15 protein-coding genes are annotated in these 24,394 nt (G+C 34.2%); 8 read left to right on the top strand and 7 right to left on the bottom strand.

The features are described from left to right. Position 1: 1 nt before the first annotated feature. The 3 genes from TERY_RS21415 to TERY_RS21405 form a co-directional block, all read right to left on the bottom strand. A complete protein-coding gene (locus TERY_RS21415; RefSeq protein ID WP_011613745.1) occupies positions 2–3,268 on the bottom strand; it encodes a beta-galactosidase in 3,267 nt (1,088 codons plus the stop codon). Positions 3,269–3,651: 383 nt separating this feature from the next. Next, on the bottom strand, positions 3,652–4,107 hold the full coding sequence (locus TERY_RS21410) for an EVE domain-containing protein (RefSeq protein ID WP_011613744.1): 456 nt from the start codon (positions 4,105–4,107) through the stop codon (positions 3,652–3,654). 135 nt (positions 4,108–4,242) lie between these two features. Further along, entirely contained in the window at positions 4,243–6,633 is a 2,391-nt protein-coding gene (locus TERY_RS21405; RefSeq protein WP_011613743.1) for an ATP-binding cassette domain-containing protein, read from the bottom strand. Between the two features lie 442 nt (positions 6,634–7,075). Between TERY_RS21405 and TERY_RS21400 the strand changes: the two genes are divergently transcribed. Continuing rightward, positions 7,076–8,404, top strand: a complete 1,329-nt coding sequence (locus tag TERY_RS21400; RefSeq protein ID WP_011613742.1) for a D-alanyl-D-alanine carboxypeptidase — start codon at positions 7,076–7,078, stop codon at positions 8,402–8,404. A gap of 254 nt (positions 8,405–8,658) precedes the next feature. On the opposite strand, the gene TERY_RS21395 is transcribed toward TERY_RS21400, so the two are convergent. Next, on the bottom strand, positions 8,659–9,903 hold the full coding sequence (locus TERY_RS21395) for an N-acetylmuramoyl-L-alanine amidase-like domain-containing protein (protein ID WP_011613741.1): 1,245 nt from the start codon (positions 9,901–9,903) through the stop codon (positions 8,659–8,661). 205 nt (positions 9,904–10,108) lie between these two features. Here TERY_RS21395 and TERY_RS33805 point away from each other — a divergent pair, with 205 nt between their 5' ends. From TERY_RS33805 to panB, 7 genes are all read left to right on the top strand, one after another. Then, positions 10,109–10,276 carry a hypothetical protein gene (locus tag TERY_RS33805; protein WP_155994561.1) on the top strand — a complete coding sequence of 56 codons (168 nt, stop codon included), beginning with the start codon at positions 10,109–10,111 and terminating at the stop codon, positions 10,274–10,276. Positions 10,277–11,386: 1,110 nt separating this feature from the next. Continuing rightward, entirely contained in the window at positions 11,387–12,268 is an 882-nt protein-coding gene (locus tag TERY_RS21390) for a CbiX/SirB N-terminal domain-containing protein (protein ID WP_011613740.1), read from the top strand. Positions 12,269–12,407: 139 nt separating this feature from the next. Then, positions 12,408–12,557: a zinc ribbon domain-containing protein gene (locus TERY_RS33800; RefSeq protein WP_155994729.1), complete on the top strand. Its 150-nt coding sequence runs from the start codon at positions 12,408–12,410 to the stop codon at positions 12,555–12,557. A gap of 1,162 nt (positions 12,558–13,719) precedes the next feature. Further along, positions 13,720–14,874 carry an RNA polymerase sigma factor, RpoD/SigA family gene (locus TERY_RS21385; protein ID WP_011613739.1) on the top strand — a complete coding sequence of 385 codons (1,155 nt, stop codon included), beginning with the start codon at positions 13,720–13,722 and terminating at the stop codon, positions 14,872–14,874. A 111-nt stretch (positions 14,875–14,985) separates the two neighbouring features. Further along, on the top strand, positions 14,986–15,507 hold the full coding sequence (locus TERY_RS21380; protein WP_011613738.1) for a GNAT family N-acetyltransferase: 522 nt from the start codon (positions 14,986–14,988) through the stop codon (positions 15,505–15,507). A gap of 433 nt (positions 15,508–15,940) precedes the next feature. Beyond that, positions 15,941–16,147, top strand: coding sequence for a hypothetical protein (locus TERY_RS21375; RefSeq protein ID WP_011613737.1), 207 nt, complete (start codon positions 15,941–15,943; stop codon positions 16,145–16,147). 716 nt (positions 16,148–16,863) lie between these two features. Continuing rightward, positions 16,864–17,655, top strand: coding sequence for a 3-methyl-2-oxobutanoate hydroxymethyltransferase (gene panB, locus TERY_RS21370; RefSeq protein WP_011613736.1), 792 nt, complete (start codon positions 16,864–16,866; stop codon positions 17,653–17,655). Positions 17,656–18,406: 751 nt separating this feature from the next. On the opposite strand, the gene TERY_RS21365 is transcribed toward panB, so the two are convergent. The 3 genes from TERY_RS21365 to TERY_RS21350 form a co-directional block, all read right to left on the bottom strand. Then, a complete protein-coding gene (locus TERY_RS21365; protein ID WP_011613735.1) occupies positions 18,407–19,492 on the bottom strand; it encodes a TRAP transporter substrate-binding protein DctP in 1,086 nt (361 codons plus the stop codon). A gap of 216 nt (positions 19,493–19,708) precedes the next feature. Beyond that, positions 19,709–20,815, bottom strand: coding sequence for a TRAP transporter substrate-binding protein (locus TERY_RS21355; protein ID WP_011613734.1), 1,107 nt, complete (start codon positions 20,813–20,815; stop codon positions 19,709–19,711). A gap of 806 nt (positions 20,816–21,621) precedes the next feature. Beyond that, positions 21,622–24,360, bottom strand: coding sequence for an FG-GAP-like repeat-containing protein (locus TERY_RS21350; RefSeq protein WP_011613733.1), 2,739 nt, complete (start codon positions 24,358–24,360; stop codon positions 21,622–21,624). Positions 24,361–24,394: the final 34 nt, after the last annotated feature.

Raw genomic sequence — 24,394 nt, 5'->3', positions numbered from 1 at the left:
ATTATTCTTCAAAAGATAAAAATTCCAAAGGTTCACCATCAAACCCGGTTTGATGTTCAAAGAATGCTCGATCCAACTTCTTATGATAATACGGTTTGTCACTCGGCAACCTTTCCACAAAATCTGAAATATGCTTCTTGTCAACTGACAATAACGCCAATGGTTCCAAATAAACTATTTCATTATAAACATCTTGATTAATCTTATTTAATAGTAAAGGATCTCCGATAATATCTACATTAAATCCTCTGTCATACCAGTGCTTAACTTCACCCATCAAATAATCTTGAACAGGATCTACTGATATTGCTCCCACAATATGTTGTCTTTGCCTCAATACACCACATCCACGAATAGGATGTATCAAAAGCAAATGTTTTGTTGACTCAACACCATCCATACCTGCGGCAAGAGATGAATTCTGAAAAAGACAATGAAATTTTTTCCGGTTCATAAAATTTGTATGTCCTAGCCCGTCTACATTCTTTTTTTGTGCCCAAAGAATACTTTCTTTATACACCTCAATTGATTTATCGCGCTCCACCGCAACTTCAAATATCACTGGTTTATCGTATTGCTGACAAGCAGAAACAATTACATAAGAAACGAACGGGTCATTTGTTTCAACCCCTATCTTAGATAAATTTGAATCTATAACCACGATATCCAACCAATTTTCTGTGATCATATCAAACACAACATCACCTTGATATATTGCATCAATACAGGTAAATATTTCACCAAAATGCAGCCATGTTTTATACTGATGAGATTTTATTCGTTCACAACAACCTTGATATATGTTAACAAGCAAAAATCTTCTAAATGCGTAAAAATCAAATATAAATTGCCCCTGGAGTTGAAATTGCTCAATTTGTTTTTTGTTCTCACATCGTAATGTGGGTAAAGTTACTTCTGCAAAACAATCAAAGGAAGTATTCCACCTGTCGTTCCAATATTTTATTGAACTATTTTTCTTCTCAATAAATAATCTGAATTTTTCTTGAGCAGACTTTTCATAGGGTCTAAACAAATCATGTGTTTGAGTAAATTTTGTTTCGTGTTCATTATTCCACGAAACACTTATTGCTGTTATATCCTGTCTATAGCATTCCAGTGCATCAATGCATTTATCTATAAAATTGAGTGCCAAGGGCAATGACTTTTCGTATGCAGAACTTACACCTTTATGACCCGAGCCTATGGCACCGAAGGTTTCGTTCAACTCAACTATATCAGGATATTTTTCATGAACCCAATTCGGACAATAAAAGATAGAAATTAATGGCATAAGTTTGAACCCATGCTCAATGAGTTTATCGCATCTGTCTTGAGTATGAGAAAAATCAAAATTTCCTTCATTTGTTTCGTGCTTGTGCCACCGCATGTCAAAGGCAACAGTATTAATATCAGAATTGGCAGCTTTAATTAGAAATTCGTCAGCATAAACCGAATTCCATTCGTTCTCCCAAATTGTAATGTAATTGATATTGTGTTTCATTTTTTTATCTTTATCCGTATTCTCTGCTTTAATTCTTTCCTGATTTTTTTCCAGATCGAATGTATACTTATAAGTTTTAAGATCTTTTTCATAAATTTCACTCACAAGTAACTTAGTTTCATCATCATAGAAGTTTCTATAATCTGGAATAGTACCAGAAATTTCCAACTCACTATACTTTTTTCTGCCAACAAATTCACTTTTATTTTTATCTTTTTTATGATGGTGGCTAGAATGTGTATGGAGTTGTAAATTAAGACTATATTTTTGATTCAGTCTTTTTACCTCTTGTTCAATATTTTCAATTTTAATTATTTCATCAAAATTAAATCTGGATTCAATTTCTTGATATTGAGTTCTCCAATGATCATTAACTATTTTTTTCTGCTTAACTAAAAGCAAGAAATCATAAAATGACAAATCAAGATGTTCATATCCTTTTAAATATTGTTTATTGTTTTCATTTGCAGCAAAATAAGAACTAACTGCACGGGTATATGGATTTCTGACAAATTTCATTTTCACAAACTTGTCCCCAGAAAGCATATCCTCCGTTACTTTACCAAATTTTTCATAAAATTTATCTTGTCGATAATTATGTATCCAACTATTATAGTCTAAGGCTTCTTGGAGTATCCCCATAACATCAAAAAACATTTTACATACTATGGTGCAACCCGCCTTCTCCGTCCAATCAACTATAAATATGTTATTAACTAATAACATATTTCTCACTGTTTTGATTTTCATTCTGTTGACATTCTTTAATATCGGTTGCAGTAATTCAAACAACGTCTTTTTTTCGGTTTTGATATAATCAATATATTTTTCAAAATATCCAGAACTAAATATATTTGGTTCTCTCCATGTGTCTTCATCTTCAATATTTTCATCAAACAAATTTTCTTGATTAAGATATCGTCTAGCCACAAATTCATTGTGTTGTCTAAAGTCATTTAAAATTTCTTTTCGTTCTCTTGGGGAAAGGAGACTTTTGGTATACAAAAACGGGATATTAAGTGGTTTTTGCAACATTTTTAGTTGTTCGTCATTCCATTCACTCACATAAGGAATAAGTGTTCGTATCAGACATATTTGTTCACATTGAAGGCTTAGATTTACCTCTTCTGGAACTATCATTTTTTTCAGATCTAAGTCAATATTTAAATTGTGAATAAAATCAAAGTATATTGAATTTTCCTTAAAATTATTCCTATCGTAAATATTGACTAATATGTTTTCTTTCCCAACGATATTCTCCCATTTTCTTAAACTTGTTTCATAGTTGAAAACCTGCTGCGGGCCTTTATACAATTTATCTTTTAATTTGTATATATCAAGAAATATATTAGTTGTCTTGACAAGTTGAGTATACCAAGACCATAAAAAGTCATCTTGCCTTCTTAAATAAACAATAATTTTAACTTGACATATATCACTTACAGTATTTACTAATTCATGAATCTCATCTTGAGTGTTTCCGGGAAAATACTCAGAACTAATAATAAATAACTGTTCTGAACTTTGATAAATTTCCTTTCTCAATTCACGAATCTTTGCATCTATCAACTCTTGAGTCTTCTCATTTCCCCTCTGGTAATTTTTACACAACAATATATTATGAATATTGGGACGACCCGAGAAACAATACCTTGTATTAAAGTGCTTTGATAACCTGCCATTTTTTTGATTCTCAGATAAAAAATTTTGTATTGAACTGGTTCCTGTTTTACCAGTTCCTATATGTATATACAAGATTTTTTTCATCTCTCAAAAACCTCCTACTCCAATAAATAATCTTGATCGTTTTTTTAAGTTTTAACAGTTGGTTATAAATTTATGAATATTGAATAGCCGATACTAAATTGTTAACAATGCACAGCAAGATTAACTTGGCGAAATTATTTGTTAAGAAAGGATTAAGGATAGGGATTGTTACAGCCATAAACTTTTGATAATATTTAATGGTTTAAGTTATTTTATCATAAAATAGCAGAATAACTAGGGGCAGAAAAAAGTGAGTTAATAACTCATAACTGAATGGCAAAATTTGGACTCAGGAGTCTAGCCGATAGCTGTTGGCCCTGTATTCCACAGGATAGGAAAATTCCATGAAACTTTCCTACATTCAATATCGAATATGTCTAGGGTTAATTATTTTTCATGTCTAAGATTTTCTTTGCTACATTTTCATGAATAGGCATTACAGATAATCTATTTCCTCTCCTCACAACTAACAATTCATCCCCAGTAAATTGTTGTTTCAAATCAGCTAAAGATATTAACTTAGGAAACTCTTCTACAAATTCCACAGAAACAGTTTGCCACCGAGGTGCATTAGGAGTAGATTTCGGATCATAATATTTGCTTTCTGGGTCAAATTGAGTGGGGTCAGTAACGCCACTTTCCCATATTTTTACTATCCCAATAATGCCTGGAAATCTAGTGTTTGAATGATAGAAAAATGCTAAGTCTCCCTGATTCATTTGTCTGAGAAAATTCCGCGCTTGATAATTTCTGACTCCATCCCAAATACAATTTTTTTCTTGTTTCATATCTGAGATACTATAAGTTTTTGGTTCTGATTTTATTAGCCAATATTTCATAATCAAGGAAATAAGAAACAGTAGTAAATAGTACCTTTTCACGAAAGCTATGTCTTAAAAAGTCATACCTTCAATAGTCTAGCATTAATATTTTAAAATTTTTTCAAATTTTACAGCTTTCATAAAAAGTTTTATTTATATAATATCTTTCTGTTTTTTAAACCAAATGGTTAAACCTAAATAAATCAGTGAATGTAAACATAAAACTCCCCAACTTAAACCTAAATTTCCCCAGTTAAGGTTATAAATATCTGAACCAGAAAATGGTAAAGAAACCCTACTACCATCTGGTAATTTAGTTGCTTCTGGAACCATTTTATTGACATTGACTAGAGCCCCATAAGCAGCTACAGACCAACGACTTAACATTACCCAAGAAAATTTACTAGCTATACCTTTCATCTCAAATAAAACTCCAGAAAAAATAATCTGAGGTAGCAATATTAAGGGTAAAGCACTATTAGCTTGAGAAGCGTTTTTAACAATAGAAGAAATCATTAATCCCATACTAATACAACTTATTAAAGTTAAAAAAGTAGTAATACTAACTCCCATTGACCATGAAATTATTTCTGGCTGGGGGCTTTCAAATCCCAAGATAATTACTCCTGCTATTAATAAAGTTTGAAAAATTGCTAATAATCCTAAAACTATGACTTTTGAAGCTAGATAAGCAAATAATCCTAAATTTACCAATCTTTCTCGAATATAAATAGCTGATTCTTTGACTATTTCTTGCAGAGAACTCGAAAGACCAACCCATAAACAGGCACAAGTAAATACAAATAATACTCGCAAAGCTAAAGGGGCTAAAGTAGGTTCTGGGTCGCCAATTAATGGATTTTTATCTCTAACTGCAAATAAAATTAAACCAATACCAATAGGAGCAGTTAATAAAGATAAACCTAAATTAATCGGGTCACGGAAAATTAATTTTAAATATCGTTGAATTAAAATAAATAGTTGTTTAGCAAAAGAAGGGAGTTGTTTTTTGGGGGGTAAGTTAGTAGGAGGTTTTAAGTTATTAACACTCAAATGATTGGAAATATAGCGCCGATAATATTCTGATTGACGAAAATTATTGACCCATTCATTAATATTTTCATCACTGGTTTCTAGTTCATTGTAAATATCAGCAAAGTCACCAGTATTGATTGAGAAAAAATTCATAGCTTCTTTCGGAGAACCAAAGTAACATAAACGCCCACTTCTACCTAAAAAAACTATGCGATCGCAAATTCTAATATTAGCTGTGGCATGAGTAACTAAAATAATTGTTCGTCCTTGATTTGCCAACTTTTTTAATAGTTGCATCATTTTTTTATCTAATCCTGGGTCGAGTCCAGATGTCGGTTCATCTAAGAAAAATAATTTGGGATCTGCTAATAATTCTAAGCCAATACTTACCCTTTTTCTTTGCCCTCCACTTAACTGACTAACTAATATATTTTTTCTCTCTGCCATCTCTATTTGTTCGATAGTTTTTTCCACTACTTCTTGAACATTAGTATCTGGAGGTAAGCGTAATTTTGCAGTATAAGTTAAAGCTTCCAATACTGTTAATTCGGGATGAATAATATCATCTTGAGGAACATAACCTATCTGAGTCCGATAAATATTAAAATTATTCCTTAAATCTTCACCATTAATATAAACTTGGCCTTTAGTTGTCGGGTCTATTCCTAATAATGTTCGCATCAAAGTCGACTTACCAGTTCCACTTCCTCCGACTAAAGCAACAAATTGCCCAGGTTCGATCGCAAGGGAGATATCATTTAGTAAAACTTGTGTTTTCCCCCGTTGGTCTCTAACTATTCTGTAGAGGCGATAGGCATCAAGACGAATTTCGTTACCGGGGTCGAGGACTTCCAAGTTATCCCCACGACGAATAAGGGTAAAAGGTCCGATTTTAATTACTGCTCCCTCCGTCACAACAATAGTACTTTGAACTCGGACCCCATTAACAAACACACCGTTGCTACTATAGTCCTGTAAAACGTACTCACCTTGAGCATTGGGCTCAATGGTGGCATGATGACGGGATATAATAGGAGCATTCAACTCTAGGGTAGCGTCAGGATCCCGACCAAGTAATACTGATCTATTTTGCAAAGATATTGAGGACGTTTTTGGTAAAGATGTTAAAGCTGTAGAATTATTCGGTTCAAAGTATTTGAGCAAGATTTGATTTTGGGGTTCTAGGCCGATTTTGATTTCTATGCCATTTTCCAAAGGATGACCTTCTGAAGGAGTAATGCGGGTCTGGTTGAGAAATAATCCGTTTGTACTTGGTCGATAACCGTCACCATCATAAATATGGTAGCGATCGTCAGATTTCTTGATGAGGGCATGATAATTAGAGATGGGCAACCAATTTGAGGGCACTACTAGATTGGCGCGGCGGCGATCGCGTCCTAATATATGGCGCTTTTGTGTCAGTTGGAAGGTGATAATTTGGCCTTGATTATTTAATTCTATATAAGGATTATTACTTAACAGGGTTGTTTGACCTATTTTATTACTCATAATAATATTAGATTTTAGATTCCTTGGCACAGATTGACAAAAACCATTTATATTCAATCAGAAGTGGATCAACTTTTATAGTTTAACCCACTATTTATTCTTTTAACTTTAGCAGAAATTAGATATTATTTTTATGATAAAATTTATGTGAAATTAAGTAAATTATTAAATTATAGTTTTTGATAACTAACTAAAATAAATATAACTTAAGTGAGTAAATACCTAAACAATAAATCGGGTCTATTGCCCTGACTATTGTTTTTCATGCTTCACAATTTTTTTTCGATCAACCGAGTTTATTTGTAAGTGCTAATCAGATAAATTTAAATACATGATATTATCTGTTTGGTTACTCCTAGGGAGAAGCTAGCTACTTTTCTAAAATCAAGGAACCTACAACTTATTTACTAAATTTTTACCATAATAATTTCAAATTAAACTAATGCAAAAACAAGTACCTTTAACTACTATCTGTATTTTTTTATATCTAACTGGATGTCAATCTCCCAAACCGGAAATAATATCTCCTAACCCTAAAATAAGTCTTTCTCCACAAGTATCACAAATATCAATTAAAATTCCTGAAAAACCCTTAACATTACCTACAGATAACTCAAATTCAATAACCTCTGGTGAAGTACAGACATATTTAAAAAGATTAACTACTCAAGGTTTTTCTCCACAAAATCAAGGAGTCTGGATACAATCAAATGATACTTTATTCGCAAATCATCAAGGTAAAATTCCTTTGCCAGCAGCTTCAATTACTAAAGTAGCAACTTCTTTAGTTGCCTTAGAAACTTTTAATCCTGACCATCAATTTATTACCTTAATTGCCACAACAGGAAAAATTGAAAATGGTGTATTAAATGGGGATTTAATTATTCAAGGAGGAGAAGATCCATTTTTTGTTTGGGAAGAAGCGATCGCTATTGGTAATCTTTTAAATAAAATAGGCATTCAAAGAGTTACTGGGAATCTCATTATTACTGGTAAATTTTATATGAACTTTGAATCTAATGCTAAGACTGCTGGTAATTTACTTAAACAAGGATTAAATAGTCAAATTTGGCAGAGAGAAGCTTTAACTCAATATCAAACTTTACCTCCAGAAACCCCAAAACCTCAAGTCATAATTGATGGTGTTGTAGAAGTTTCTCCCAGTACTCCTGAAAATATAAAACTATTAATTAGGCATTATTCTTTTCCCCTAGTAGAACTAGTCAAAAAAATGAATCAATATAGCAATAATTTAATGGCGGATATGTTAGCTGAAGCTGTAGGAGGTTATCAAGTAGTTGCAACAAAAGCTGCTGAATTGACAGGAGTACCAAAAGAAGAAATTCAATTAATTAATGGCTCTGGTTTAGGAGAAGAAAATCGTATTTCTCCTAGGGCTGCTACAGGAATGTTTCTAGCAATTAATAATTATCTTCAGCAATACAATATGAGTGTGGCAGATGCGTTTGTTATAGTTGGTAAAGATAAAGGTATTTTAGATGAACGTAAACAACTTCCAAATTTTGCAGTAGTTAAGTCTGGTACTCTAAATTATGTTAGTAGTTTAGCAGGTGCTTTACCAACCAAAGAAAAAGGAGTTATTTGGTTTACAATTCTGAATAAAGGACCTAGTGTAACTCAATTAAGAAATCAACAAGAAATTTTACTAAGAGATATTGTGAAAAAGTGGGGTAATGCTGAGTCATTGTCACCAGAATTAACAGCTAATCCTCAGAGAAAAACTAAAACTTCTCGTAGCGAAATTATATAAAAAAGTAAGAGGGAAGAAATAAGAAGTAGGAAGAAAAATACAAAGTTTTTTATCTTCCTATTTTTGCTTTATAGTAGTATCTTTGTCTAATTACAGATAATACTAAAGTCATCTCTGTAGCCTTAGAAAATATTAGCAAAAAAAAATCATAAAAACTATATTATATCAGTTTAAATGTTTGATTTAGAGTTTGCTTATGAGCAAGCGCAATCTGAAAAAAGCCTACCAATAGTAATAAATGTATTAGAACATCTTTAATTATAGTGCTGAAGTTCAAACCTTGGATCGACAGGTCTTGCCACTAAAATACCAATAGCACTTTCCACATTCCAAATATATCTTTCTAAATCATAAGCAACAGTTACTTTTCCAGCAGGAGAAGCATGAATAAAACCAATATTACCATCAGAATTACGATAAACTAAGCCTGTATGAGTAACATCTAATCCATTAATTTCTGTCGCTACAGCAACAATATCTCCTGGTTTTAGCTGAGAATAAATACTGCTAATTCTATAGTAAGGAATGTAATTTATTTTAAGTTTACTAATACTATTTTCCATACTAACAATACACTGATAGTTAACCTCATTCCTAGCAATTTGTGGATACTTTAATCTATTTTTGCTCATAAAAAATAATTGCTTATTAACCATTTTTCCACCTAATTTAATAGCTATATCTATAACATTTTCACGCCTTTGATTATCAGCAATCCATTCAGAAAAATAATGTAAACGACTACAATATCCATCCATTTTACCCTTCCAGTAACGCTGGTTTTTAATATGATTAATAAAGGTCAAATAAGAATAATCTTCCATCGCTATTCCCCTAGCCATTGCCAATACAGTTTCCACAAATAATACACAATCAAATCCATCCAAAGTAATAATTAAGGACTCTTTATTTGATTGGTCTAATAATCCAGCTTTGTAAGGAGTATCAATAAAATAAGCAGCGATCGCCTGCATAATTTCTGCCATAGAAAGTTGAGCAAGATTCTGTTTTATGGCATACTCCATCACTAATTTAAACTTGGGATCTTCTTGAATATTTGATGCTGGTAATTTATTAATTTCTTTTTTTTGACTACCTTTATTTAAGCGAACATCAATTAACGGTCTTGTGGGAGGCTGAGACGGACCGACTGGTAGTTCTTTGAAAATGTTTTGCTTTGATAAAATAGATAATTTTAAGAAAGCATTACCAAATAAATCTAAAGACTTTAAAGTCATATTGTCAAATTTAAGGTAATGCAAATTTAATGGTTTTTCAGAAATAGGTACTATGGGATTAATTAACTTTTTACCACCAAATTTTATTTTGTTATTATCCTGATTATTGGGAAGATATTTTGTCTGAATCTTGTCATCTTTTTCAGCAGCATTAACCAGACTGAAAAAAGACATCGAACTATTTAATCCAAGAGGAAATTTTACTGTAGAAAAGCCAGATATTGCCACTGTTAAAAAAGTTAACCCTAATAATTTTCTCATTTTTTTATTTGTTATATAGCCTATAAGTATGTGATTTTAAATAATAAAAAATTGGTAATATTTATTGATTTTAAACCTCTAGTTTTAAACAATCCCTGCAAAGAGTTGTATGAACCATCAGTAGTGTTAGATTTGGGAAAATCTTTTTAGTAAAAATACCCAAATATCTTGTGGTTGCTCCTGGGTAATTAAGCAACTTAAAGTAGTGACCAATAATCTCCATCTTTACCAAAAAACAGCAAAATTCTTTCAAGGAGAAGCAGGCATTTTGGCAGAATTAGGGGATACTCATAGCCACATATATAAATTATATGCTAATTTTGCTGATAGAGCAGATAAATTTTACTTAGATAAGAGGATAAACTCTCGCTAAAATAGTAGCAACATAAGACACAACTACAGATAGTTATGTTAAGAAAATACTGATTAGTTTGCTATAGTTTATTAACTATATACATAGTAAAAATGTTATTCGCCAGAATATTAAGCTGGAAAATATTATTGTACCTCAATAAGATTATTAATTAGTTTTAATAGATTTTTTTGTAGAGGAAATCTCTATTACTATAGTAATTAATCTTCCCAGAAAACAGTTTTGATTACAAGTTTTATGTATATATAGTTTATTAAAAAAGACTGTAATTATACCAATTTATACTCTTGTTTTTTGAGATTTTATAATTAACAGTAATTAATTTATTGCCAATAAATAAATATTAAAAACTTAGAAATATATTTACAAAATGGAAAAATAATTTAGAAGCAAAATACATCTAATAAAACTTCTAAATTAGCATAATCTTTATATAGAAAAACCTGACATTAGTAATTATTTTGTTATAAACAATCTATCTAGTTAGCTTTATATTGCGATAAAAGTCAGTTTTTTTATCAATGAAATATAAGTATCATTTTTACTCCTAAATGTCATGAATTATAATTATAAAAATCACTTTATATTCACCTGTATATAAATATTTATAATTACCTGAAGCTGAACTATTTATCAGCCGCATAAATTTAGAAATAATTATAATTATTAGCATTGCCGTCGGTAGTTTTTTTGAGTAGTTTTTTCTAAAAAAACTTACTCAAACTTCCCTACAATGATAAAGATTAAGCTTTCCTTTGCCACATACAACAGAATGAGTAAAATTAATTACTCAATTACAAGCTAAAGAATTAATCCCGACTTGATTAAAAGTAAAAAAATATATTTGTCCCTCCCTACAATCAAAAAACTACTACATAATTGACAAAATAAAAAGTATATGAAATAATCTTATATTTAAAGGGAGCAATAATGTGATCAAAAAATTATGATTAGTAAATGTGATTTTCTCCAAATAATTATCAAGAGATTAATTAGTAGTTAAAATTGATATTTGCTTTTTATTATTTTCTTAGAGTAATCAGCTTTTAGCGAGTACTAAAAAACCTAATTTTAAAGTTTTGAGAGTATCTATTAAGTATTAAACATTAAATGAACTTTGTCAACGACTTATTTATGAATAACTACTTATCAACATATTTCTTAGTATCTCATGGTAGCCGTGACCCACGACCAAAGCTAGAATTACAGACACTAGCTAATCTTTTATCTAAACAAACAACTTTAAGTAAATATTTTAGGCAGCATAACAATATACTAAGATATCCTATGATTACTACAGGTGTATTAGAACTTGGACCGAAACCTTTACATGAACAAATAGAGGATTTTTGGCAAAGTATACGAGCACTCCATATTAGTCAAATCCAAATTATACCTTTATTTCTTTTGCCGGGAGTTCATGTCACCGAAGATATTCCCGCGGAAATTCAGATATTCCGAGAGCGAGTAAAAGCAAATGCAACCTCTAAGATAGTTTTGCACGAAGAAAAGAGTCACTTGAAGCTTGAAAAGAAATTAGAAATTAATATTCCAATTAAAGTAAACTTGTACCCTTATATTGGTTCCCATCCCAAAATGGTAAATCTACTCGCAACTAAAATGACTTCTGTTATAGCTGAAGCTTGGGTCATTATTTCTCATGGTAGTCGCCGCACTGAGAGTAATGAAGTTGTGGAAAAAATCTCCCAGTTTCTCAGTAGTAGTTGCAAAGTTTTAGTGTGTACAGCTTATTGGTCTGTTCCTCCTGATCTCAAGTCTAGGGTTGATATCTTAATGAAACAGGGATATAAAAAAATTGGAATTTTGCCTTACTTTCTGTTTAATGGGGGAATTACTGACGCGATCGCGGATACAGTTAATCAACTATCCCAAATATATCCTACTATTCAGTTTCATATGACTACTCCTCTTGGTCCAACAGAGGAATTAGCTTGCTTGGTTGCAGATCTAGTGAGTAGTTCACAAGGGTAGGTTTTTGCTTTTTACTTTCTGGTTACTGTAACTTAACCTCCCCCCAAAAAAATAAGGAAAGCTTGGGAGTAGAGTAACAAATAGGATCGTAAATTTTTGAGCCCAACTTTTAGGTTCGAGTAGTTTGAGTTACTTCTAAATATGCTTTTACTGTTCTCAAATCTTTTCTCAATTTAGTTTTAAACAGAAAATGCCATTGCATAAGAGAACTTATGAATGTAGCAACTGCGGTTTGAAGGTAGACAGAAACTTTAATGCTACGGTTAACAAGGGAAAACTAGGTGTATAAGTAGCTTTAGCTTCCTTGGTATTTTGTGGCTAAATTGTGTACGAAGATAAGTTACAGACTGCGGTCAGTGGTAGATGTGTAAACACTGAAGCCAGATCAAAATTATGCCATCGCACTTATATAAGTTTGGGTGAGTTTAGTGGAACTGCTAGAAGGGTCGGAGCTAGTCTTCTGAACGGCAAATTCTTAAACGTATATCTAGTATCAGCAGTCCTATGAGGAGCGAAGCTCTCATCTATGGAACGTGAAGGAGAGGTGAGGGAGCGAAATTACCCATCAACTCTATCAAAAGTGTTTAACAGGAGTAGGGAGTAGAGAGTTCACTCTTCAACTGAATATGAGATTATTCGGACTTATCCATAACCCGGGTTGATCAATAAAATTTGGTGATTTCAAAAATAATTCTCAGGACAATAGACCCGCTTTCTTATTTGGGTGTGTAAGTCTTGATTATAATATGATTTCGATCCTATCCACTTCTATTTCCAAAGTTCAGTATAATTAATAGTGCATTAATAGAAAAATAAAGCAGTTAACTTTGTTACAAATAGCTATAAATATGGTTTGCCTAATTTTTTTTAATCAAAATCATTACAGCATTTTGGAAAATAATGAGATATAATCTAATATGAATGTTGATTTTTTCTTCCCTATTTCCTATTCCCTTTAAAATTAAAAATTCCGGCATAAAATATCTAATTTGTATTTATCAATACAGCCAATTACAGATTAAAGTTTTGAAATAGATATTGTTATTTGTTTTTCAACAGATATCGCATTCAGTATTCAGCTTTAGTTAAAACTTTACAGGTAGTTGCTTTGAAGTTTTCTCGTTTTCCTGGTGTCATGCTTGGGCTGATATAACTAAATATTAATATATTAATTGATTATTAAACAATTATTTAGTTATGTAAATATCTTTAAAGATAAATCTCAGGAATTAAGTTGAATTCAGGATTGAGATTATTCTTAGTTGTTTATTGACACAAAGTAAAAAATGTGGTAGTTCAATATTTTTACTAGTTTCTTTTGATATTGAGTTGTTGATATTAAGTTAAATTGTCAAGTAATAATTGAGGTTTCTGGTATAAATTAACACTTCCATTATATCTTATAAACTATTTACGATCAGCAAACTATATAATAGAAAAAAACACGAATTATGAAAATTCTACTTCCCAATAATTCAGGTAAGCATCAAATCTCATCACCAGACTCCAATAATAAATCAGACATGGCAGATCAGATGAAACAAATCAGTTTGATCGTTGCCGAATCTCTACATAAAGAAACTCAAAATCAGGAGAATTCTAGTATGAATATATCAGCTACAACCATTCCAGTCTCAGAAAATCAACAAGATATAGATGATGCAGTAGGAGCATTATTTAAGCAAATGTCTCGTTATCCTCTTCTGAATCAAAAAGAAGAAATAGAATTAGCGAAGTTAATTCAAGAGTTAGTAGTATTTGAAAAACTGCCAGAGAAACTGGCAAATGACTTAGGACGAACACCTACAAAATCTGAAGTAGCAGTCGCAGCAGGTTTCACAGAATCACAACTAGATCATCGCTTACATCAGTGTCGAACAGCCAAACGTCGAATGATTAGTTCTAACCTGCGTCTAGTAGTTTCAATTGCCAAGCGTTATCTAAACCGTGGGGTACCTTTTCTAGATTTGATTCAAGAAGGAGCATTAGGATTAAATCGCGCCGCTGAAAAATTTGATCCAGATAAGGGCTATAAGTTTTCTACTTATGCCTATTGGTGGATTCGTCAAGGAATAACCCGCACCATTGCTAACCAAGGACGTACTATTCGTCTACCAGTTCATGTAGTTGAACAAATTAACAAACTTAGACGAGTTTACCGCGACCTAAGACGGAGTTTAAATCGTATTCCCAATGACACAGAAATTGCTCAAGAACTAGAAATTTCTCTCCCACAACTGCGCAACCTACAGCAAATTCGTCGGAAAACTCTCTCTCTGAATCATCGTTTAGGTACTGACGAAAATACTGAACTGTTAGATTTCTTAGAAGATAATGAAAATAGTACTCCAGAAGCACAAATGAATGATATGATGATGCGCCAGGATATCTTGGAGGTATTAAATCATGTATTAAGCAATCGTGAGCAAGATGTCATCAGTCTCCGCTATGGTTTAATCACAGGAGAACCTCATACTTTGGATGAAGTTAGTCGGATGATTAATCTTTCTCGGGAACGAGTACGACAAATTCAAGCTAAAGCAATGCGAAAGTTACGTCGCCCTCAAGTGGCTGAACGTTTAAAAGGATGGTTGAATCGTTTTTAATTAAATTCAAAATCATATCGCTGTCAGCTAAAGTCCCAACGATTTGTCGTCAAGAACTCCAATTTTATCAATATCCTAACACTTTTTTATAGTGCTATAGTAGTTAAATTTATGTCCCTCGATGAACTAAAGCTGCGTGTTGCTAAACGAGCAGATGTATCTATTCTATTTGACTTAATTAAGGCCCTAGCTGAGTATGAAAATTTATCTCATGCTGTTACAGGTAATGTTGCTTCCTTGGAAGCTCATTTATTTGGCGAACCTGATAGCGATAGATCCAATTATCGTCCCATGGCTGAAGCCATTATTGCTGAATTGACAGGCAAACCTGTCGGTTTTTCTTTATTCTTTTATAACTATTCAACTTTTTTAACCCAACCCGGTATTTATATTGAAGATTTATTTGTGTTACCTGATTATAGAGGGCGGGGTATAGGAAAGCGACTGATCAGTTATTTGGCCCAGTTGGCAGTATCCCAAAATTGTGGACGTTTAGAATGGAGCGTTTTAGATTGGAATAAACCTGCGATCGGATTTTATAAACATATGGGTGCGTCAATTTTAGACGAGTGGCGTATCTGTCGTGTTACTGACAATGCTCTCGGGAAGTTAGCATCTCAACAGGAATTATAGCTGAAGTTAAAAGTTAAATCATTTCTGTGCTTCAGGCAAAAGAAGATCGAGAATGTCCGAAGGGTAGTAGAAATTGCTATATCAGATTTAAGATCAAAATTAAAAATTTACTGCTACTATAAAATTCTGAGTCTATTTGGATTCAGAATTTTTTGTGTGTAGTGGCTAAATCTATTTAACTTGACTATTGTTAACATCTATAGTATCTACTAAATTTGGGTATAAAAATAGGATTGTCCCATTCCCTAATGCCTTATTTCCTGAACAGCTATAACTTGAAAAAATACCCTTTTACAATTGGCAGAATGTGGATATGCATATTACAAACAGATTTTATAGCTTTAAGCCTTTGGGGTTTGAACTATCAGCTCAAGTTAAAACTATTAGGTTGTAGAGGATTTCAATTGAAAAATATATACTGAGGTTATTAACTATGACTATTTGGGTAAATGAACAGATAGATCCATCTGGTATTGTCTACTCTTGTATTGCCTGTTGTGAGAAATTGCAAGCCCAAGAATGCCATGAATCTTTTAAAAAAAATTTAACTGATACTCAAAAAGAACAAGGATGGAAAGCTACATTGCGAATTGTTGAGTCTTGGGATGATGTGCCTGTTAGTGCTTTAAAATTGAATTGAACTTTCAAATTTTGATTAGTACTTTTTTTCTATGAGTCAAAATATGAGCTATATGAACTACTTATAATTTCTTGGGTTTGGCAAGGTTGTCTAAATTGGATTTAGTATTATTTAGAAAGGGTATATCCCAGTAAACCTTGAGTCAAAACATGAGCTATATGAACCACTTATAATTTCTTGGGTTTGGCAAGGTTGTCTAAATTGGATTTAGTATTATTTAGAAAGGGTATATCCCAGTAAACCTTAAGCAAAAAATCCTGCTATTTGGTTGCTTGCGGCCTGTATAGCATTATAAAAGATTACAGTCATAAACCTGCCTAACCCACACTACAAGAGCTTAAGGTTTTTTTGATCATTTCTTAGATGATTAAAATTTGTGCTCAACTCCCTATAAGTATTTTGTCTGAATTCTAGATGAAAAATTGACTTTTAACTTTTGAGCAAAAAAACTACTTGATATAGTACTATTCACTTAAGGCGCGGATATTGGTAAATTCTTTTTCCGGAGCATTTCTGGAGGAAAAACTCTTTGAGAGATAATTTTTGAATTTTAAATTGTGACTTTTGACTTGTGTTTAGCCTTACACAAGTTCTTAAATTCGTCAGTGGAGATGGAAAAACCTCTGTCGTTTTTGCAAGGTCCTTGATTAATCAATCAAGTCATATGTTTTGATTTTTGATTTTTAACTTCCGCAAAGCGGTTAACTTAACTGAAAATGGCAGTTACAACTAAACAATTAATTCAATGGAAACAAAAAGGTCGCCCAATAGTAGCTCTGACAGCTTATGATTATACGATCGCTCAACTTTTAGACAATGCTGGAGTAGATTTAATTCTGGTGGGAGATTCTCTGGGAATGGTAACTTTAGGTTATGAAACAACTTTACCAGTGACTCTTGAGGAAATGATTCATCATGCTAAAGCAGTACGACGAGCTGTAAAACAAGCTTTAATGGTGGTAGATTTACCATTTTTAACTTATCAGGAAAGTCCCCAACAAGCTATACATTCAGCAGGAAGAATACTAAAAGAAACAGGAGCTCAAGCTGTCAAACTAGAAAGTGGTAATGAAGCGATCGCTCAAACTGTTAAGAAACTAACGTCAATAGGTATTCCTGTGATGGGTCATATTGGCCTAATTCCCCAATCTGTACATCAATTTGGAGGTTATCCTCAACAAGGCAACGCTCCTGATGCTAGTGCGCGTATTTTAACAGAAGCTCTAGCTTTGGCAGAAGCTGGTGCTTTTGCCCTAGTTCTAGAACATATTAAAGCAGATTTAGCTAAAGAGATTACAGAAAAAGTTTCTATTCCTACTATTGGTATTGGTGCAGGTGCCTATTGTGATGGTCAGATATTAGTGATTAATGATGTTTTAGGGCTTTCCCATTGGCAGCCACCTTTTGCTAAACCTTATGTTAACTTGCGAGAGACTATTACTCAAGCAGTTAAAGAATATAGTTTAGAAGTAAAGAAAAGAAAATTTCCTCAACCACCATCACCATAGTAGAGCTCAGAAGGTGCGGGTTAACAATTTTGAACTTAATACCATGCACCACTACAGAATATGATAAACTAGATTCGGTACTTCCAAACCATCGTGAGTTTTACCTTTGCTCATGTTACCTCTACGTCCATTTTTTGAAGGAGTGAATGCCCAAAAGGTGACTAAGTTAATAATATAATAACTTATGTATTGTAAAGAAAGTTAAGTAAAAAGTCGCCGAAGAAGGGTGAGGCTTTCAACTCACAGTAATTTTTGGTAAATTACTAGTTATTGCAGACTCATGATGAAGTAATGTGTATTGTTTCAAAGCAGATTTTATACTGCTCCCTACTAATTTCTGCATAATCATGAATGAAAATGAAATTTTATTGATATGCAATTAAAATTACTCTTCCTAAAATAGACCCATCCCAAAAGCATCAAGCATTTACTGTAACTATTTTGACTGGAGCGATCGCTACTCTCCTTCATCTAAATTAATATTACTAAATTTAATAAATATTTGCTACAAATAAATAGGAAATTTTTTATAAATCAGGAGTATGGGTTCATAATTCATAATAAATCGTTTCAATACCACTTTTTATGCCATAAATTCTTTTTTTTTGTCAAATAGGCATCTCCTGTAAAATCATTTTCTTGGTTTGACTATGTGTAACGTATTTTTGAAATTAGTATAATAGGCTCAAAGTTGGGAATTTTTCAAATCTTAACAGTATCACAGCTATAACTTGAGTTCTGAGTTCTGAGTTCAGCTTGAGGAATTATTAAAAGAAAACTGGGCAAAACTTAATTCATTAAACTTATTCCAATTAAAAACTTGTTCTCTAAATTTTTTCCATTGTTGATAAACTTCCTTAAAACTCTCATCTTGACTTGCATTTTCCTCACAGATATCAAAAGTAGCTTTCTGAGCAGCTTCCATGATTTCTGGACTAAAAGTCTTGAATTGGACATCTTTTGCCATCAATTTTAGCAATGCTTTACTATTCAAAGCATCATATTGAGCCAACATATTCAAATTAGTTTCATAAGCAGCAGTCTGAAAAATTTCTTGATATTCTTTTGGTAGTTTGTTCCAAGCATCTAGATTAACCAATATATCAATAGTCGGACCAGGTTCCCACCAACCAGGATAATAATAATATTTTGCTGCCTTATACAAACCCAATTTGTGGTCATCATAAGGCCCCGACAACTCAGCAGCATCAATGACACCTCTTTCCAAAGCCAAATAAATTTCCCCACTTGGTAAAACCTGAACATTTACTCCCAACTTGCTCATTACATCTCCTCCCAAACCAGGAATGCGCATCTTTAAACCATTGAGGTCAGCCAAAGTATTAATTTCCTGCCTAAACCAACCACCCATTTGCGCCCCTGTGTTACCCGCCGGGAAGTTAATCACATTAAAATCAGTATAAACTTTTTGTATAGCTTCTAAACCCCCTCCATGATATAACCACCCATTCTGTTGTTGGGCAGTCAAACCGAAGGGAACACTGGTAGCAAAAACTAAGGCCGAGTTTTTGCCTTTATAGTAAGAACTACAAGTATGACCACATTCTATAGTACCCTGTTGTACAGAATCTAAAACTTCTAACCCTCCTACTATTTCACCAGCTTGATAGGGAGTAATAGTAAATCTACCATTGGTTAAAGCTGCTACGCGATCGCAAATCTTCTCGGCTCCACCAAATAAAGTATTGAGAGTTTTTGGCCAACTTGTCGTCATTTTCCATTTTATCTGTGGGAATTTGGTTTGACTAAATGCAGGTAAAGCCAGGGCAGTTGTAGCAGCAACAGTAGTATAACTAATTAGACTTCGACGTTTCATTGTTCATTTATGTATGATTTATTTATAGCAACCCCTAGAGTGGTTAGAACATTCTCGGGTTTCTCAAATTTAGTTTGTGCTACGAATTTTACTTCTGAGGAAAAACTAGGATAATAGTCTGCACTGGGACAGTCAAAAAAATATTTGATTGAGTATATGAGTCCTCTGACTTCAGGGTTAGGCACTGATAACTAATAACAGAAATGAATTCTGAGTTTACTTTAGGGAGTTATTGAAGGTAAACTGAGCAAAACTCAATTCATTAATAGTATTCCATTTATAAATCTGTTCTCGGAACTTTTTCCACTGTTCATAGACTTCTTTAAAAGTTGTATCCTGAGTAGCTTTTTCTTCGTAAAATTCAACAGCAGCTTTCTGTGCTGCCTGTAAAATTTCTTGACTGTAGGGGCGTAACTCTGTACCGCCTGCTATTAATTCTGCTAATGCTACTCCGTTTAAAGCATCATATTGGGCAAGCATACTAATGTTAGCTTGGTATGCAACAGTTTTCAAAACTTCTTGATATTCCTTTGGTAGTTTATTCCATTCATTGAGATTAATTTGCACCTCAAAAGTAGGACCGGGTTCCCACCAACCAGGATAATAATAATATTTTGCTGCCTTTTGTAAGCCTAATTTCTGATCATCATAAGGACCTACCCACTCCGCAGCATCAAGGGCACCTCGTTCTAAAGCTAAATAAATTTCACCACCAGGTAATACTTGAGCATTTACACCTAATTTTTTCATGACCTCACCACCGAAACCAGGGATGCGCATACTTAAACCATTTAGATCACTAACAGTGTTAATTTCTTGTCTGAACCAACCTCCCATCTGGACTCCACTGTTACCAGCAGGAAAATTAATAATATTAAAGTCGGAGTACAGCTTATGCATGATTTCTAGTCCTCCACCATGATAATACCAAGCATTTTGTTGTTGGGCCGTTAATCCGAAGGGGACAGAGGTACCAAAGGCAAGGGCTGAGTTTTTGCCTACATAGTAGTAACTTGCAGTATGGCCACATTGTACTGTACCTTGTTGGACAGCGTCTAGAACTTCTAAACCTCCGACTATTTCTCCTGCAGAATAGGAAGTAATGGTAAATCTGCCGTTGGTCATAGCTGCGACGCGATCGCATATTGTTTGTGCCCCACCAAAAATTGTATCTAGGGAGCGAGGCCAACTTGTGGTCATTCTCCATTTTACAGAAGGTAAGCTATCAGTAGAAACAGATTGAGTGGTAGTTTGATTACAAGCTGCTAAAGTTGCGACAGTTGTAGCAGTTGCGATATGGTTAATGAGTTTTCTTCGTTTCATTGTTTGGTACTATGAATATTTTAACGTCTTCTACTTATACCATATAATATTTCAAGGTTTCATATCGTCAACAATGGGAGTAAAAACAAAAGTTTAAATATTTACCTAAACATATAGTAAAATGGGAGTTACAATATTTTTATAAAAATATTTTCATAAAAATTACCTCAGGAAGGAGGGAAGGACAGAGGGACAGATAAGTGGCTTAGTCACCAGGTCCGGTCTAGTAAGAATTGTCACCTAATTTTTCGGCATAGGTATACGCAAAATTCTATCTGTGCATCAGCTTGAGCTACTGAACTTCTGGTACTTTTACTCGTGGTGGAGAATTTGGCTCAAGGATAATTTGTGTTAATGCTCTGAAAATTAATCAGCCAGCCCTCAATAAAGCAGATAATTCCGAGTTGATATGAAAGGCTTTACCATACTGACACCTGTTTCCCATCAATTTGGTTTCTGGTCACACTCAGAAGTCTGCTAATTTGAGATTATTCCTGCTATTGTTGAGGTACAGGGCGACTTAGTTTACAGAGCTTGCAGTACTGATAACATATACATTCCTATTACCATCCACATATACTGCAAATAAATATTGAAGCATTGAAGCATTATTGTTTTACTAGAGAGTACAAAACTAGGGAAATAAATATTGGAAGGTAAGGCTTTCAGCAATGTCAAGATCAGAAAATTTATGTTCTCAACTTGAAGTGCTATCAACCTTATCCAATAAAGCTTTCAGTTGGAGCAGCTAATCGTTTTTGAGAAAAACTTTGTACTCTCTAGTTGCGTAATTCCTATGCAAGAAATTACATTCCAGCTATATCCCAATTTGAATTAAAAGATCCAGGGTTAACGATACTATCCCGTGTGCCGTCATTCTCCATCAACCAGATCTTGTTAGGTCCATTTGGGAGACTTTGATGACGCCAGAGAATGTCATCCACTCCATCTGCATTGAAATCTCTCACTCCTTCTACATTCCAATTTGAATTAAAAAATCCAGGGTTAACGATACTATCGGGTGTGCCGTCATTCTTCATCAACCAGATCCTGTTAGGTCCATGTGAGAGACTTTTATGACGCCAGAGAATGTCATCCACTCCATCTGCATTGAAATCTCCCAATTCTTCTACATTCCAATTTGAATTAAAAAATCCAGGGTTAACGATACTATCGGGTGTGCCGTCATTCTTCATCAACCAGATCCTGTTAGGTCCATGTGGGAGACTTTTATGACGCCAGAGAATGTCTGCCACTCCATCTGCATTGAAATCTCCCACTTCTTCTACATTCCAACTTGAACCAAAAAATCCAGGGTTAACGATACTATCGGGTGTGCCGTCATTCTTCATCAACCAGATCCTGTTAGGTCCATTTTGGAGACTTTTATGACGCCAGAGAATGTCATCCACTCCGTCTGCATTGAAATCTCCCACTTCTTCTACATTCCAATTTGAATTAAAAGATCCAGGGTTAACGATACTATCCCGTGTGCCGTCATTCTTCATCAACCAGATCCTGTTAGGTCCAGATGAGAGACTTTGATGACGCCAGAGAATGTCTGCCACTCCATCTGCATTGAAATCTCCCACTCTTTCTACATTCCAATTTGAACCAAAAGATCCAGGGTTAACGATACTATCCCGTGTGCCGTCATTCTTCATCAACCAGATCCTGTTAGGTCCATTTTGGAGACTTTTATGACGCCAGAGAATGTCTGCCACTCCATCAGCATTAAAATCAAAGTGGACTGGGTCATTGACTGGAACAAGACTTATTGTTGTTGTGGCTGTGTTACTATTAGCATCACCATCGTTCACCACTACGGTCACGGTCCGATCCGTGGGGTCTGGGTTTTGCGAGGTGTTGTTATATTGTATTTGGGCTATGGCTGTCTGATACTCAGCTAATGTAGCGCTGCCTGTGAGTGTTATGACTCCTGTAGTACTGTTATAACTGCTCGCTGTTATTCCTGTTGGTAGTGTACCGTTGACTAATAAGCTTTCTACTGTATCTCCATCTGGTCTACTGCCTAATGTTATTGTGGCTGACTCTATGTTGGTATCATCTTCATCTGCTATACCAACGTTGTTTCCTATAGCTACTGCTCCTAGGCCTTCTGTGAAAGTTGTTGTGTAGTCATTCCCTGTGTTATCCCCATCTAAGTCTAATACGGGAGCGTCATTGACTGGAGTAATATTTATTGTTGTTGTGGCTGTGTTACTATCAACATTACCATCGTTCACCACTACGGTCACGCTCCGAGCACTGGTGTCTGGGTTTTCCGAGGTGTTGTTATATTGTATTTGGGCTATGGCTGTCTGATAGTCAGTTAATGTAGCGCTACCTGTCAGTGTTATGACTCCTGTACTACTGTCATAACTGCTCGCTGTTATTCCTGTTGGCAGTGTACCGGCGGATAAGCTTTCTGATGCTCCGTCTTGTATGTTCGATAATGTTATTGTGGCTGACTGTATGTTGCTATCATCTACATCTGTGATACTAACATCGCTGTCTCCTATGTTTACTGCCGTTCCTTCTGTGAAAGTTGTTATGTAGTCACTGCCTGTTGTCGTACTATTATCCCCATCTAAGTCTAATACTGGAGCATCATTGACTGGAGTCATATTTATTGTTGTTGTGGCTGTACTACTATCAGCATCACCATCGTTCACCACTACGGTCACTGTCCTATCGGTGGTATTAGGGTTGTCCGAGGTGTTGTTATATTGTATTTGGGCTATGGCTGTCTGATACTCAGCTAATGTAGCGCTGCCTGTGAGTGTTATGACTCCTGTAGTACTGTTATAACTGCTCGCTGTTATTCCTGTTGGTAGTGTACCGTTGACTAATAAGCTTTCTACTGTATCTCCATCTGGTCTACTGCCTAATGTTATTGTGGCTGACTCTATGTTGGTATCATCTTCATCTGCTATACCAACGTTGTTTCCTATAGCTACTGCTCCTAGGCCTTCTGTGAAAGTTGTTGTGTAGTCATTCCCTGTGTTATCCCCATCTAAGTCTAATACGGGAGCGTCATTGACTGGAGTAATATTTATTGTTGTTGTGGCTGTGTTACTATCAAAATTACCATCGTTCACCACTACGGTCACGCTCCGAGCACTGGTGTCTGGGTTTTCCGAGGTGTTGTTATATTGTATTTGGGCTATGGCTGTCTGATAGTCAGCTAATGTAGCGCTACCTGTCAGTGTTATGACTCCTGTACTACTGTCATAACTGCTCGCTGTTATTCCTGTTGGCAGTGTACCGTTGACTAATAAGCTTTCTACTGTATCTCCGTCTGGTCGACTGCTTAATGTTATTGTGGCTGACTCTATGTTGATATCATCTGCATCTGTGATACTAACATCGCTGTCTCCTATGGCTACTGCTCCTCCGCCTTCTGTGAAAGTTGTTATGTAGTCACTGCCTGTAGCGGTACTACTATTATTCCCATCTAAGTCTAATACGGGAGCGTCATTGACTGGAGTAATATTTATTGTTGTTGTGGCTGTGTTACTATCAACATTACCATCGTTCACCACTACGGTCACGGTCCGAGCACTGGTGTCTGGGTTT

The organism is Trichodesmium erythraeum IMS101 (assembly GCF_000014265.1).
Taxonomy (GTDB): domain Bacteria; phylum Cyanobacteriota; class Cyanobacteriia; order Cyanobacteriales; family Microcoleaceae; genus Trichodesmium; species Trichodesmium erythraeum.
The sequence above is the reverse complement of the archived record's forward strand: the minus strand, read 5'-3'. Positions and strand labels throughout refer to the sequence as shown.